This window comes from Psychroserpens jangbogonensis (assembly GCF_000797465.1).
Classification (GTDB): Bacteria; Bacteroidota; Bacteroidia; order Flavobacteriales; family Flavobacteriaceae; genus Psychroserpens; species Psychroserpens jangbogonensis.
Map to the genome: position 1 here is coordinate 659,600 of NZ_JSWG01000009.1, position 14,254 is coordinate 673,853.

12 protein-coding genes are annotated in these 14,254 nt (G+C 32.9%); 5 read left to right on the forward strand and 7 right to left on the reverse strand.

The window, feature by feature from the left end:
• Window positions 1-189: 189 nt before the first annotated feature.
• The gene (locus tag RH81_RS10030; protein WP_033960053.1) at window positions 190-2,343 is read left to right on the forward strand and encodes a peptidylprolyl isomerase; all 2,154 of its coding nucleotides are present in this window, start codon (window positions 190-192) and stop codon (window positions 2,341-2,343) included.
• A gap of 49 nt (window positions 2,344-2,392) precedes the next feature.
• Here RH81_RS10030 and RH81_RS10035 read toward each other — a convergent pair whose 3' ends face one another.
• Both RH81_RS10035 and RH81_RS10040 read right to left on the reverse strand, forming a co-directional pair.
• A complete protein-coding gene (locus RH81_RS10035) occupies window positions 2,393-3,310 on the reverse strand; it encodes a GYDIA family GHMP kinase (protein ID WP_033960054.1) in 918 nt (305 codons plus the stop codon).
• Entirely contained in the window at window positions 3,310-4,617 is a 1,308-nt protein-coding gene (locus tag RH81_RS10040; RefSeq protein WP_033960055.1) for a hydroxymethylglutaryl-CoA reductase, degradative, read from the reverse strand. The genes RH81_RS10035 and RH81_RS10040 overlap by 1 nt, the downstream gene beginning before the upstream one ends.
• A gap of 198 nt (window positions 4,618-4,815) precedes the next feature.
• On the opposite strand from RH81_RS10040, the gene RH81_RS10045 reads away from it, so the two are divergent.
• The 3 genes from RH81_RS10045 (at window position 4,816) to RH81_RS10055 (ending at window position 8,891) form a co-directional block, all read left to right on the forward strand.
• Window positions 4,816-6,390, forward strand: coding sequence for a peptide MFS transporter (locus RH81_RS10045; RefSeq protein WP_033960056.1), 1,575 nt, complete (start codon window positions 4,816-4,818; stop codon window positions 6,388-6,390).
• A 74-nt stretch (window positions 6,391-6,464) separates the two neighbouring features.
• Window positions 6,465-8,249 carry a peptide MFS transporter gene (locus RH81_RS10050; RefSeq protein WP_033960057.1) on the forward strand — a complete coding sequence of 595 codons (1,785 nt, stop codon included), beginning with the start codon at window positions 6,465-6,467 and terminating at the stop codon, window positions 8,247-8,249.
• Window positions 8,250-8,336: 87 nt separating this feature from the next.
• The gene (locus RH81_RS10055) at window positions 8,337-8,891 is read left to right on the forward strand and encodes a thioredoxin family protein (protein ID WP_173424369.1); all 555 of its coding nucleotides are present in this window, start codon (window positions 8,337-8,339) and stop codon (window positions 8,889-8,891) included.
• 6 nt (window positions 8,892-8,897) lie between these two features.
• Here the strand turns inward: RH81_RS10055 and RH81_RS10060 are convergent, their stop codons facing one another.
• Window positions 8,898-10,931 (reverse strand): ComEC/Rec2 family competence protein, encoded by a 2,034-nt coding sequence (locus RH81_RS10060; protein WP_033960060.1) that lies wholly within the window; start codon window positions 10,929-10,931, stop codon window positions 8,898-8,900.
• Window positions 10,932-10,972: 41 nt separating this feature from the next.
• Window positions 10,973-11,494: a C40 family peptidase gene (locus RH81_RS10065; RefSeq protein ID WP_033960318.1), complete on the reverse strand. Its 522-nt coding sequence runs from the start codon at window positions 11,492-11,494 to the stop codon at window positions 10,973-10,975.
• A 48-nt stretch (window positions 11,495-11,542) separates the two neighbouring features.
• Here RH81_RS10065 and RH81_RS10070 point away from each other — a divergent pair, with 48 nt between their 5' ends.
• On the forward strand, window positions 11,543-11,887 hold the full coding sequence (locus tag RH81_RS10070; RefSeq protein WP_033960062.1) for a hypothetical protein: 345 nt from the start codon (window positions 11,543-11,545) through the stop codon (window positions 11,885-11,887).
• Between the two features lie 6 nt (window positions 11,888-11,893).
• Here RH81_RS10070 and lpxB read toward each other — a convergent pair whose 3' ends face one another.
• Genes lpxB through surE form a run of 3 tightly spaced genes read right to left on the reverse strand, consistent with a single transcriptional unit; the run spans window position 11,894 to window position 14,054 of the window.
• A complete protein-coding gene (gene lpxB, locus RH81_RS10075; protein WP_033960063.1) occupies window positions 11,894-13,003 on the reverse strand; it encodes a lipid-A-disaccharide synthase in 1,110 nt (369 codons plus the stop codon).
• Entirely contained in the window at window positions 13,004-13,288 is a 285-nt protein-coding gene (locus tag RH81_RS10080) for a hypothetical protein (protein ID WP_052172502.1), read from the reverse strand.
• The gene (gene surE / locus RH81_RS10085; RefSeq protein WP_033960065.1) at window positions 13,278-14,054 is read right to left on the reverse strand and encodes a 5'/3'-nucleotidase SurE; all 777 of its coding nucleotides are present in this window, start codon (window positions 14,052-14,054) and stop codon (window positions 13,278-13,280) included. Before surE ends, RH81_RS10080 begins: the two co-directional genes overlap by 11 nt.
• Between the last annotated feature and the right edge of the window lie 200 nt (window positions 14,055-14,254).

A 14,254-nucleotide genomic window follows, 5' to 3' on the forward strand; every position in this document is an offset into this window, starting at 1 on the left:
AGCCAATTCACACGAAAAGTTGTTTTAATATGGATTACTTTTCTTCAGTATTTAGCCGATAAAATCCGACGCTCATCCCAAGACTTGAATATACCTTGCTATTTAAGCAATAAAAACATAAATCTACTTTCATTATTTAATAGAAAATGGTATTTTCGCCCACTTATTATTCGATAAAATATACGTAAAATGGCAGTTTTAAATAAAATTAGACAACGTTCTTTGTTCTTGATTCTAATCATTGCACTAGCATTGTTCTCATTTGTACTTACCGATTTGTTTAGAAACAGTGATGCGCTTTTTGGCGGTTCTCAAGATGTAGTTGCTACCGTTAATGGTACAAACATCAACAGAACTGACTTTATGAACAGAGTTGAGCAAATGCAAAGTCAGTTAGGTCCAAATTCTACATCTACTCAAGCAATGTCTAGAGTTTATGATCAAGAAGTTAGAAAAGCAATTATGGCATCTCAATTTGAAAACCTTGGCTTAAGTGTTGAAGGAGATCAAATGAAAGATTTACTTAAACAAAGTTTCTCTAGTTATCCAGAGCTTCAAAATGCAGCTGGTGTTTTTGATGAAAACAAACTTACTGAGTTTGTAAATAACCTAAAAGCACTTAACGGTCAAAGTGCTCCGTTAGGAACGTTTCAAATTAACTACCAACAATGGGTAAGTACTGAAAACAATATTGCTTTAGGAGCTCAAGAAAGAGCATACTATGCAATGGTTAAAGCTGGAGTAAATGCTACTTTAGGTGAAGCTGAAGTTGATTATATGTTAGAAAACGCAACAAGAGATTTGAATTATGTTCAAATACCTTTTACGTCTATCACAGATAGTTTAGTAGATGTTTCTAAAGCAGATATCACTAAATACATTGGTCAGCATAAAGATAAATATGAAGTTGAAGCGACAAGAGACATCAGCTTTGTAGAGTTTAAAGAAGTTGCTAGTGTTGAAGATGAAGATAATCTTAAAGCTGATTTATTAGCCTTATTAGATAACAAGGCAGAATTTAACGACACTACAAAAAATACAGATACGATTATCGGTTTTGCAAATACTACTGACGTAGAAAACTTTGTAAATTCTAATTCAGATGTTTCTTATAACGATGTATTTTTAACTAAAGGTCAATTGCCTACAGTTGCTGCAGATGCAATTTACGGAACTAACGTTGGTGGAGTTTACGGTCCTTATAAGGATAACGGATTCTACAAATTGTCTAAAGTAGTTGCTGAAACGCAATTGCCAGATTCAGTTAAAGTAAGACATATTTTAGTTCCACACCTTGGAGCTCAAAGTGCTCAGCCAGATGTAACAACAACTATTGATGATGCAAGAGCATTGGCAGATAGTATTAAAACAGTTGTTACTGCTAATCCTTCTAAATTTCCAGAATTAGTAACTACTTATTCTTCAGACCTAGGAAGTGTTAGTAATGGTGGTGAATATGATTTTCACCCAATTACTCAAATGGTTAAGCCATTTAGTGATTTTGAATTTCAAAAGGAAGTAGGTGATGTTGATGTGGTTCAAACTGTATTCGGTTTTCATATTATTGAAATACTTGACCAAAAAAATAAATCAAGAGCAGTAAAAGTTGCAACTATATCTCGTAAGGTTGAACCTTCTGAGAAAACTATTGATGCAACATTTACAGAAGCATCTAAGTTTGAATTGGCTTTACAAAAAGAAGCTTATCAAGATGCTGCTAAAGAACGTAATTTTGATACTAAGCCAGTTAACGGAATTAAAGTTCTTGATGAAAATATTCCAGGTTTAGGAAGTCAAAGAACAATTATTCGTTGGGCATTCGAAGATGGAACTAAAGTAGGAGACTACAAGCGTTTTTCTATTCCTAGTGGAGGTTATGCCGTAGTTCAAGTTGTTAAAGCGACTAAAAAAGGTTTAATGGATACTGAGAGTGCTTCTGCAACAGTTCTTACTGAAATAAGAAATGAGAAAAAAGCTAAAATGATTTTAGAAGGTATCACAGGAACAACAGTTGCTGATGTTGCTAAAAATCAAGGCAAGGCTTCTAATAAAGCGTCTGCTGTTAACATGAAAAACCCAACATTATCTGGAGCTGGTGCAGAACCTAAGGTTGTTGGAGCTGCTTTCGGATTAGAGCAAGGAGGAGTTTCTAAACCAATTGTTGGAAACAAAGGTGTGTATGTAGTTGAAGTTACTAAGGTTAATGAAGCGACTTCATTAGATAACTACCAAGCTATCGCAAACCGTTTGAGTACAGCAAGAACTAGTGCGTCAGAAACTAAAGTATACCAAGCTTTAAAAGAAACAGCTGAGATTGAAGATAACAGAGCTAGATTTTTCTAGACTTTAAAATTTTATAGATTTAAAAAGCTTCACTTTATGTGGAGCTTTTTTATTTTAAAATCATGTCCTCGTAATCAATAATAGTTGAGAACCCTTGGTCTTTAAAATAAGAGCTAGGATTGTTTTGTGAAGCGACTAAAACAAAATCTCCACCCCAAGCCCCAAGACTTTTGATGCTGCCGTTAAAGTCATTAAATAGAAGCTCTTTAACTGGTTTTTGTTTTATGATTTTCGAAATGATTTGTTCATGACGATCTATTAATTGTTGAAAGTGTTCTAATGAATCACAATCAATCATGTCTTGAGTGATTCGGTTAATGTATTCAATGTCAATCTTTAAGTCTGAACCATTAGACCTATACTTTGCTATTCCATCTCTACTATTTTGCTTTTGATTCAGATGAACAAAATACAATGAGCTTTTAAAGGATGGGTTAAAATTCACAGATTTTATATCCTTTTTGCCGTCTAAAAGAATCTGATATGTTTTTGGTTGTTTAGCTTCAGCGCAAGCAATATCATAACCACTGCCACCAAATGTTAAATCAAGCAGACTATATGGATTGATATTAGCCCAATTGGAAATGTTATGTATTAAAGTAGAAGAAGTGCCTAAACCCCAGTTTTTTGGAAATTCAAGTTGCGTAGTAATCTCAAAACCTTGGCGATTACTTAAAAACTTAGGATTAAGAGATTGAGCAGCTTTCAGAATTTGTAAAAGTCGTTCTGAAACCTTCTCATCATTGTTTTTGTTACACGAAATATTTTGGTGACTTAAATCAAATTCGGCTTCGAACCAATTTGAATTATTCTCGTCAAAGCTATTCCAATAAAGTTTTGAAGCTTCTAAAGGTTTAACGGTTAAGTCTTGACCGAATTTAGTTGGAATAGCCAAAGAGAAAGCACCATCAAGAACGACGTACTCTCCAGTAAGGAGTAATTTCCCATGACTATAATAGCTTTTCACTAGTTGTTGGCTCTTAACTTGTTAATGTTTTCTAATACTGAGCTATGCGTTACAGCATTTGTTTTAAAATGTGATACAAGTGTCTCTTTTTCTTCTGGAGTTGCTTCAAACTGGTTTAAAATATTCATGAGATGCATTTTCATATGACCTTCTTGAATGCCAGTAGTAGTTAACGAACGTAATGCAGCAAAGTTTTGAGCTAATCCAGCGACTGCAACAATTTGCATGAGTTCTTTTGCAGAAGGTTTACCAAGCATTTCTAAAGCTAGTTTTACCAATGGGTGTAAACTTGTTAAGCCACCAACAGTTCCAAGAGCTAAAGGGATTTCCATCCAAAATTTGAATATACCATCTTTCACTTCTGCATGTGTTAAACTGCTATAAGTTCCATTTCTTGATGCATAGGCATGAACTCCTGCTTCAACAGCTCTAAAGTCATTCCCAGTAGCTAAAACGACTGCATCAATGCCGTTCATAATACCTTTGTTATGTGTTACTGCTCTATATGGCTCTATTTCTGCAATATTAACAGCTTGAATAAATTTTTCTGCAAACGCTTCAGGTGATATATTTGGGTTTTCAGTTAAATCCTCAACCTTGCAACTGACTTCAGCTCTAACTAAACAATTGGGCACATAGTTAGACAGAATACTCATGATAATATTAATATTACCAGACAATGAAGGTTCTGCATTTGCTTTTAAGGTTGTTGCAAACTGTTCTAAGCAACTATTTATAAAATTTGCTCCCATAGCATCCACGGTATCAAACGTGGCATGTAATTGATAGTAATTTTCGAGATCTTCAGTTTTGTTTTTAAGTTCAATATCTAAAATGCCACCTCCACGTTTCTCCATACTTTTGGTAATAGATGAAGTGTCTTCATAGAATTTTGGTTTTACCACATTGAAAAACGAAGTTAAGTCTTCCGTATTACCATCATAAGTAAAATGGACTTGACCAATTTTTGTGGATGAAATGACTTTAGTTTGGAATCCACCTCGATCAAACCAGAATTTTGCAGCTTTACTTGCAGCGGCAACAACTGAACTCTCCTCAATAGTCATTGGTATTGTATAAGTTTGCCCGTTAATTAAAAAATTAGGCGCAATACCAAAAGGCAGGTAATAGTTGGTAATTGTATTTTCTATAAATTCATCATGCAGTTGTTGGATTTTATCATCACTATTCCAATATTGCTTTAAAATAATTTCAGCATTGTCATTATTTGAAAAATAAGTATCAACAATCCAATCAATTTTTTCAGATTTAGACAATTTAGAAAAGCCAGTAATAGTTTTATGCATTAACTTGAATTTAAGGATACAAAGATACTATTCTTGTATGTAATTCTCTTTACAGTTATGATTATTGCACATTTAACTGTTAATAGTTAGGGTTTTTTGCGTAATTTTTAGTAAACTTGACATATTTTTATCAAAAAATAGCACGATTCTTGATGCTTTTTCAAGAACCGTGAAAAAAACTAACTAACACAAATTTTTATGTCTACAACAACACTAAAACCTCACCAAAAAGAACTTTGGGGACATCCTATAGGGCTTTATGTTCTATTTTTTACTGAAATGTGGGAACGCTTTTCATATTATGGAATGCGAGCACTATTAGTAATTTACATGATTGCTCAAGCATCTCACGCAGATGGTCCTGGTTTAGGTTGGTCTAATATTGAAGCCTATCAACTATATGGTTGGTATGTTATGTTAGTGTATGTAATATCAATTCCTGGAGGTATTTTAGCCGATAAAGTCTTAGGACAAAGGAAGACAGTCATGCTAGGAGCAATTATTTTGTGTCTTGGTCATGGTACGTTGGCAATAGAGGCTGATTGGGCTTTCTTTACTGGTTTAGGCTTAATTATTTTGGGTGTAGGTTGTTTAAAACCTAACATTTCAACAATGGTTGGAGGTCTTTATAAAAAAGGAGACATAAGACGTGATAAAGGTTTTAGTATCTTTTATATAGGTATTAATTTAGGATCATTATTAGCAACTACATTTGTAGGAATGGTTGTTGCAAAATGGGGATGGCACGCAGGTTTTGGTATGGCAGGAATTGCAATGTTACTAGGACTTTTTGTATATATATGGGGACAAAAATATATTTCTCATGTAGGTAATAAACCTACAGTTGAAGAAAAGAAAAATGATATTTCTATAGTTAAACTATTTTCAAATATTTTTAAATCACCAGTACAATTAGCAATTTTTGTTGTTCTATTGGCATTTTCACTTTATGCAGGATTTACCTTTGAAGGTGTTGATCATTGGGGTTATGGAGCCTTATTTATCTTTCTTTCTTTTGTAGTAGGATTATTAATGATGATTTTTAAAAGTTTAGAGACACAAGTATTAAAAGATCGTTTCTTAGTATTATTACTTTCATTTTTATTGGTAATTGTTTTTTGGGGAGCTTTTGAACAGGCTGGTGGATTGATGAGTGTTTATACAGAAACAAAGACAGATAGAATGTTATTTGGTTGGTTAGTCCCAACACCAATGTTTCAAGGATTAAATGCTGGATTTATTATATTACTTGCAGTTTGGATAGCAAATATCTGGGCAAAACGTAAATTAAAAAATAAAGAAGCCTCTTCATTGTTTAAAATGGCTACAGGAACAATAATTATGGGCTTAGGCTTTGTATTCATGATTTTTGCAGTTAAAGAATATGATGCTAATGGAAGTTCGGGAATGCAGTGGTTAGTATTAGCTTACTTATTTCATACAATTGGAGAGTTATGCTCTTCTCCTGTATCATTATCGTTTGTAACAAAATTAGCACCTGTAAAGTATGCGTCCTTAATGATGGGATTATATTTTGCTGCTACTGGACTTGGAGGAAAAGTTGCTGGTATTTTAGGTGAAAAATCTGAACATTTTGGAGAGTACACTATTTTTATAGGAATTGTAATTTTTACAGTTGCTTTTGGTTTATTGGTTATAGCATTGTTAAAACCATTAAAGCGCCTAACGCATGGAGCTGAAGATAATGAAGTTGAAATGCATAATGATGAGACCGAAGGTTTTGAACTTGCTGATCCAGATATTAATAACTAACACTTATATAAAATTAAACCCTTGTAAAACTTTATTTACAAGGGTTTGTCTTTTCTAACTAAATTCTTTCTTTTATGAATACTGATATCGAAAATCTTTTTAAAGACAAGGTTATTGGGCATCCTGCAGGCTTGTTCGTACTCTTTTTTACCGAAATGTGGGAACGTTTTTCATTCTATGGAATGCGTATTCTATTGGTTCTTTTTCTAACAGCTCCATTTGCAAGTGATAATCCTGGTTGGGATTGGCCACGAGAGCATGCTTTAGCATTAATAGGAACCTACGCTTCGTTGTTATATCTCACACCTATAGTTGGTGGTTGGATAGCTGATAAAATTACAGGTTATAGAATAGCTGTTGTGATTGGTTGTTTAATAATGACCCTTGGTCATGCCGCTATGGCTCTTGAAACAACAATGACATTTTATCTTGGATTAGCCTTATTAGTGATAGGAACTGGGTTTTTTAAACCTAATATTACATCTATTATATCAGAAATGTATAAAGGCAAAGAATCTAAAAAAGATGGTGCATACACGATTTTTTATATGGGTGTAAACGCTGGAGCTTTCTTTGGAATGTTACTTTGCGGGTATTTTGCTAAGACTTATGGATGGTCTTGGGGATTTGGGATAGCCGGAATTTTTATGTTTTTTGGAATGCTTCAATTCTTGTTTTCTAAAAAGATTTTTGGTGATATTGGTGGAAAGCCAAGTCTTAAACATGAAGTAGAATTACCACAGAATATTAATGAAGAGAGTCCAGTAGATCAAGAAGATGCTCAATTGAATGAGAAATTAAATCCGTTCACCACATTTGACAAGATATTAATTGTTTTATCATCTGTTGGAGGATTACTTTATTTGTTTAATGATCCTTTAGAAAAGATTAAAGGAACAAGTTTAGCACCTTTTGAAATTGGTGGAATGAGCGGGTCTAATGTTATTGTATTATGTGCTTTAGCTTTCTTTCTGGTTTTATTAGTGACTAGAATTTCTAGGTACTTACCTATAGTAAGAGATAAAATAATTGCAGTTTCTATATTTGGATTATTTACCGTGTTCTTCTTTGCGTTTTTTGAGCAGTCTTTGGGGTCGATGACCTTATTTGCGAGAGATTATACAAATCGTATTTTGGAAGGTGATTCTGCAACGGTATTTAAAATTATTGATGCTCTACTTACTACTATTCCGCTTATTATAATTACTTGGGTACTAGCAATATTGTCGAAAAAAACCTTTTCAAAAATAGCCTTATCAAATGTTATACTTTGGATAATCTTTGCTGGGTTATGGGTATTGGTGATTTTTAGATTATATAAGAACTTCACTGCAGAAGTAACGGAAGTTGAAGAAACTTGGTTTGGAATATTAAATTCGTTCTTTATTATCACATTGGCACCTTTGTTTTCAAGATGGTGGGAGAGTAAATACAATCCAAGCGCAGCGATGAAATATGGCTTAGGCTTAATTTTATTAGGAATTGGATTTGCTGTGTTATCATATGGAGCATCAGATATTCCTTCAGGAGCTCAGACGGCTTCAATAAGCATGATATTTTTAATTATTGCATATTTATTTCATACTATGGGAGAACTGTGTTTATCACCTGTTGGACTTTCTTATTTAAGTAAGTTGGTTCCAGCTCGTATGATAGGATTCATGTTTGGTGTCTGGTATTTGGCGATTGCAGTAGGTCAAAAAGCAGCAGGAACTATGGGAGGAATGATTGATAAGATATCTGCAGAATATTCCTTAGGAACCTTCTTTTTAATATTTACGGTAATACCAATTGGTGTTGGACTGATATCAATTTTATTGAATCCTGTGCTTAAAAAGTTAATGCATGGTGTTCGATAATCGAATAAATCGTTAAAATAAACGCAAAATGCTCCACTTTTGGAGCATTTTTTGTAAGTTCGGAACAGAAATTGCAACAAACAAATCATGAGAAAATTAACTTACATATTCGTTTTAGCACTGTTAACTTCGGTTAGTGGTTTTGCTCAGTCACAAGAAATAAACTGGGTAACTTTAGATGAGGCTTTAGAGCTTCAAAAGAAAAACCCAAAGAAAATTATGATGGACGTATACACAAATTGGTGTGGTCCATGTAAAATGTTAGATAAAAACACGTTCCATAATCAGGATGTTGTAGCCTTTGTGAATAAAAATTATTATGCTGTTAAGTTTGATGCTGAAGGTGACTCTACTATCGATTACGACGGAAGAACATTCAGTAATCCAGGCTACAAAGCTGAATTAAAAAACAGAAGAAACGGAGTGCACGATTTAACACGATATTTAAAAGTGAATGCGTATCCAACTATTGTGTTTTTTGATACAGATGCCAAGGTTATTTCACCAATTAAAGGCTACCAAAAACCCCAACAAATTGAATTATACTTAAAATTATTTCTTGGTGATGACTATAAGTCAATGACAACTCAAGAGGATTTTAATGCGTATTACTCAGCTTTTAAACCTGAGTTTCAACAATAGAAAAAATTATTTTATTATAAATGCTCCCTTTTCATACGTTTGATGGAAAGGGAGTTTTTCATTTAAACAAGTTCCTTTCCAGCGTTTTATATAAGATTTGTAATTACTACCATCAGCAATGATAAATTGAGGTTGTAGTGTGTCAATAAGACGTTTCAAATTAACTTTAGGTGAGTTCCGTAAAACAATAAAGTCTGGCTTAAAACTTACCTTATAAACACCTAAACTATCAATTACCAAAAATGTCTTATGAGGCGTTTTATACACATCTCGTAAGGAATCAAATGTGATAGACTTTATGAAGTTTCCAACTTTGTAGTCTTTTATCATTTTTTCGTTTTTTATTGTGGTACTATCTAAATTATGCCAGATTATTAAATTGGTATTCTCCTTTTTTCCAAAGACACTATATCTACTTTTATGGAAAATGATAAAAGCTTCAGAATTATTTTTTCTTTTTGTATAAATTAAACTGCATTGTAATGACAGTATTGAAACTAAGAGAATCAAGATGCTCTTAAAATGAAATTTCTTGTAAACCAAAACCATAGCAAGTAACAGCAGGTAAGTTCCTATTACATGTGTTAATTCAAACGAAATGTCTTTAATTAGAAATGTGTCTTGTTTGGATACCCAAGACACTACATGATTCATTGCGCTAATAAGACTTCCATACGCGTTAGCTAATAGTTCTGGAAGTATTTTCAAAAGCGATAGAATAATCACTAAAATCCCAATGCCTAATATCAATCCTAAAAACGGAATAATAGCCATATTAGAAACAAAAAATAATCCAGGAAATTGATGAAAATAAAACAAACTAATTGGAGCTACACCTAATTGAGCAGCCATAGTCACTGTGAAAATTTGCCATAAATAATCTATAGTTTTCCATTTAGGTGACCATAATTTATACATTAATGGTTGAATTGATACAATAGCGAATACTGCTAAATAGCTCATTTGAAACCCGACATCAAACAAAAACATGGGTTTTACCAATAGCAGCATAAACATTGAAATAGATAAGGTGTTGTAAATATTTGTAGGACGTTTCAAATGCATCGCTATAGCCACAATACTAAACATAGTTACTGCTCTTGTAACAGATGCTGATAATCCAGCAATAACAGCAAAACTCCATAGCAAAATTAGAATGATTAGGACTTTAATGGTGTTGCCTCGTTTTAAGTTCTCAATGGGCTTTAAAGCAAAATTCAACATCATAAGAATAATACCAACATGCAGCCCTGATACTGCTAATATGTGAATCGCTCCAGCATTTGCATATTCTGTATACATATCACGATCCATGTCTTGTCGTTGACCAAGGATGAGTGCATTGATGATCGCTAATTCTTCAGGTTTAAAATCAAAACCACTTAATTGTGTATTGATGGTCTGTCTTAAAGTATCTGCATATCCAAAGACCGTTTGTGTCTCTGATTTTATCTCAAACAAGAGATGTTGTTCTGTGAAAAGTTGATGATAGACCTGCTGTTTTTCTAAATATGCTCTGTAATTGAATTGATTTGGATTTAACGGACTTCTAATTTCTTGAAATTCTGAATGAATTAGTAAGATGTCATCTACATCATATAATTTTAAGTTGCTTTTCTTTTCAATGTTTAATAACGTTTTGCCTTGAACAACTTGCTCGTCAATTCTTAGTATTTCTACTATGTATTTAGTGTGATATCTAGTAGGCTTAAGCCGTTCTTTTATTCTGAAAACTATTTGATTGGAGACAGCTGATTCAATGTTTTTATTATTGATGTAATGCTGAGGGAAATTTTTATGATGGTGTGTAGTATAGGTTAATATGCCTAAAGAGAACATCAAAACATAAGCAACAAGTCCAAACCAAATGGTTTTATGTAATATGTGTCTTGCCATACGATTTGCTAGAAGCAAAACCATGAGTAATCCAATAGTTAAGTAATACGTATGAAGTAATATTATTTGAAAGAAATGAGAAAGCAGGATGCCTGCTATGAGGCAGAACGTTAACTTGATGATAATAAAATTGAGAGATTTCACTTCCTTAATATAGTAAATAAACTATATAAATAGAAAATAATCTACATCATTCGTCTTGCTTGAACATAAGCTGAGTACCAATAACGTTCAGATAAATTAGAAGTAATAACTCCTTTGCTGCTTGTAGAATGAATAAACTCGACATAACCAGGTCTGCTTTTTGTCACAATACCTACATGATTTACTTTCCGGCTGTTCTTCTTTGTAGCAAAAAATAAAAGATCACCTTCTTTTACGTTTTTGACATCAATCCATTCGCCTGTCTTTTTTAGATCTGCCGTCGTTCTTGGTAAATTGATGTTTTCTTTCTGAAAAGCTACTACAACCAGACCAGAACAATCCATTCCTCGTTTAGTTGTTCCGCCATATTTATACCGTGTACCTTCAAAAGTTTGAGCATAATCAATAATGCTCTCAATTGTTTTGGATGGTTTTGGTGAAGCTGTGTTATTTTTTCGAGTATTGACTTTAGTCGTTTTAGACTTTTTAGTTTTAATTCCTTTTGAGGAATTACAACTACCAAAACTGATACATAATACGAGAAGTAGGACTATCTTTTTCATTAAGCCGAAAATAGTAAAAAAATCAAAATGTTTTTGTAAATTCATTACATGAAAAATAGAATTCTATTAAATTCTGATTTAGATGGCCAAATTGTTTGGTATTTTATTGCTATAATTTCTTCTATTTTAGTTTTAAATTGGATATATAAAACTTTAAAATCCTTAGATGGTGTTACAGAAACAATTGGTTTGTATCTTGAAGAAGAATTAGTTGCTGAAAATTATACTTTAAATTTCAACAATGAAATACATCAGGTTAATAAGTTATCAGTAGTATCAAAAACAGTTTTAGTTTCATTATCAGTTCTTATAATCATGACGCCTTTATACGAATTTATTGAAACATTGCGACCTAAAGAATATGTTTATCAATGGTCGTGCTTTCCTTTTTGAATTAGACTATGCGATACTTTTATAAATTAATTTAGCAGCAGTATCACTTGCACCTTTTCCTCCCAATTTCTTTTCTAAATCGTAATAATCAATAAACAATCTACTACGTTCATTCTCATCAAGAATATTTGACAATTCTTTCTTCAGTCGCTTTTTGTTTAAATCACCTTGAATTAATTCAGTGACCACTTCTCGATCCATTATTAAATTTACCAGAGAAATAAATTTTAAGGTAATAATTCGTTTAGCAATTTGATAAGATATACTATTCGCTTTATAACAAACGACTTGTGGTACTTTAAATAGAGCAGCTTCTAAAGTCGCTGTTCCAGATGTAACCAGAGCAGCATGAGAAACACTTAATAAATCGTAAGTTTTATTTGAAATGAAAGCTACATTATCTTGTTTAATAAAAGATTCATAAAAACTAAATTCTTGACTGGGAGCACCAGCGATTACAAATTGGTAATCTTTAAAATCATTTACCAAACTCAGCATGACACCAAGCATTTTTGTGATTTCTTGTTTTCTACTTCCTGGTAATAGGGCAATAATGGGTTTGTCAGTAAGATTAAAATCTTTTCTGAAGGTTTGCTCATCAACTTGTTGACGATCTGATATTGCATCAATCAAAGGATGGCCAACAAAATGCACGTCATAATCATACTTGGCATAAAATTCCTTTTCAAAAGGAAGGATAACATACATTGCATCAATGTCACGTTTTATTTTTTCAACTCGACCAGCTCTAGATGCCCATACCTGCGGTGAAATATAATAATGTGTTTTGAAGTTTTTATCTTTTGCCCATTTTGCAATACGAAGATTAAACCCAGAATTATCTATAAAAATAATAACATCAGGTTGATAGCTTTCAATATCCTTTTTGCAGAAGGTAATTAAGCCTAAAATTTTACGAAGATTAAAAATCACTTCAGCAAAACCCATAAATGAACGATTCTTGTAATGTGTTACTAAAGTTCCTCCTACAGATTGCATAAGGTCGCCTCCCCAAAATCTAAATTCGGCATTTACATCTTGTTGTAGTAATGCTTTCATCAGATTGGAAGCATGCAAGTCTCCAGAGGCTTCGCCAGCAATGATGTAGTATTTCATTTATGTAAATCTAATAATAATGGTTATTAAAGCTACAATAATGGTTGCAATAAGTACGCCTTTGGCTCGTGATTCTTTATTAGTATTTATAAAAAGGAAAAAAGCACCTAAATTCAAAAGAGCACCAATACTTACCAATTTTGTAAATACACCTTGAGCACGAGAAATGTTTAAAGAGTCCTTTAGAGATTCTCCTGTTCCAAAAAACAAAAGCGACAATGTCAGTCCAATAACACTAGCTATTAAGCCAATAATGATTCCTATGATTACTTCTTTATTCTTCAAATTTCCAAGTATTTAGTTGTTGAATGCTATGATGTGCGGTCAGGTCAAATTGAACAGGAACAACAGAAATATAACCGTTGGCTAAAGCCCATTCGTCTGTATCTTCTCCATGATCTAGATTTACAAATTTCCCCGTTAACCAATAGTATTCTCGGCCTTGAGGATTAGTACGCTTGTCAAACTCTTCTTCCCAATTAGCTTTTGCTTGACGACAGATTTTGATTCCTTTTATTTCTTTTTTGCTTAGATTCGGAATATTCACATTGAGTACAGTACCACTATCTAAACCATGGTTTAAAACGTTTTCGGTAATTGATTTTATATAGGTCTTACAAGAATCAAAATTTGCACTCCAATTATAATCACAAAGTGAAAACCCTATTGCAGGAATACCTTCAACACCAGCTTCAATAGCAGCACTCATAGTTCCAGAATAAATAACATTAATCGATGAATTGGATCCATGATTAATTCCAGACACACATAAATCTGGTCGTCTGTCTAAAATTTGTTTTACACCGAGTTTCACACAATCTGCAGGAGTTCCAGAACAGCTATATTCCTTTTGTAAACCCTTGTCTATCGTTACTTTTTCAACATGTAAGGTGGAATTTATCGTAATGGCATGACCCATCCCGCTTTGCGGACTGTCTGGTGCTACAACCACTACATCACCAATAGTTGTCATTATTTCAATTAGTGCTCTAATACCTGGAGCAGTAATACCATCGTCGTTAGTGACTAAAATAAGAGGCTTCTTTGACATTTATTTGTTTTTTTGACTCATACAAAAATACACAAACACGCTTGAAAATCCTATAAATAGAGGTTTAACAAAAAATTAGTAGCACTTGACTTAATTGGCATGGTTTTTTCTTTTACTTTAGTAGAAATTATGAATTCTATGTAATTACCGTTTTTGAACTAGTTAAGGTCATAAGAACGTCGGGTTACATAAAAAATGAA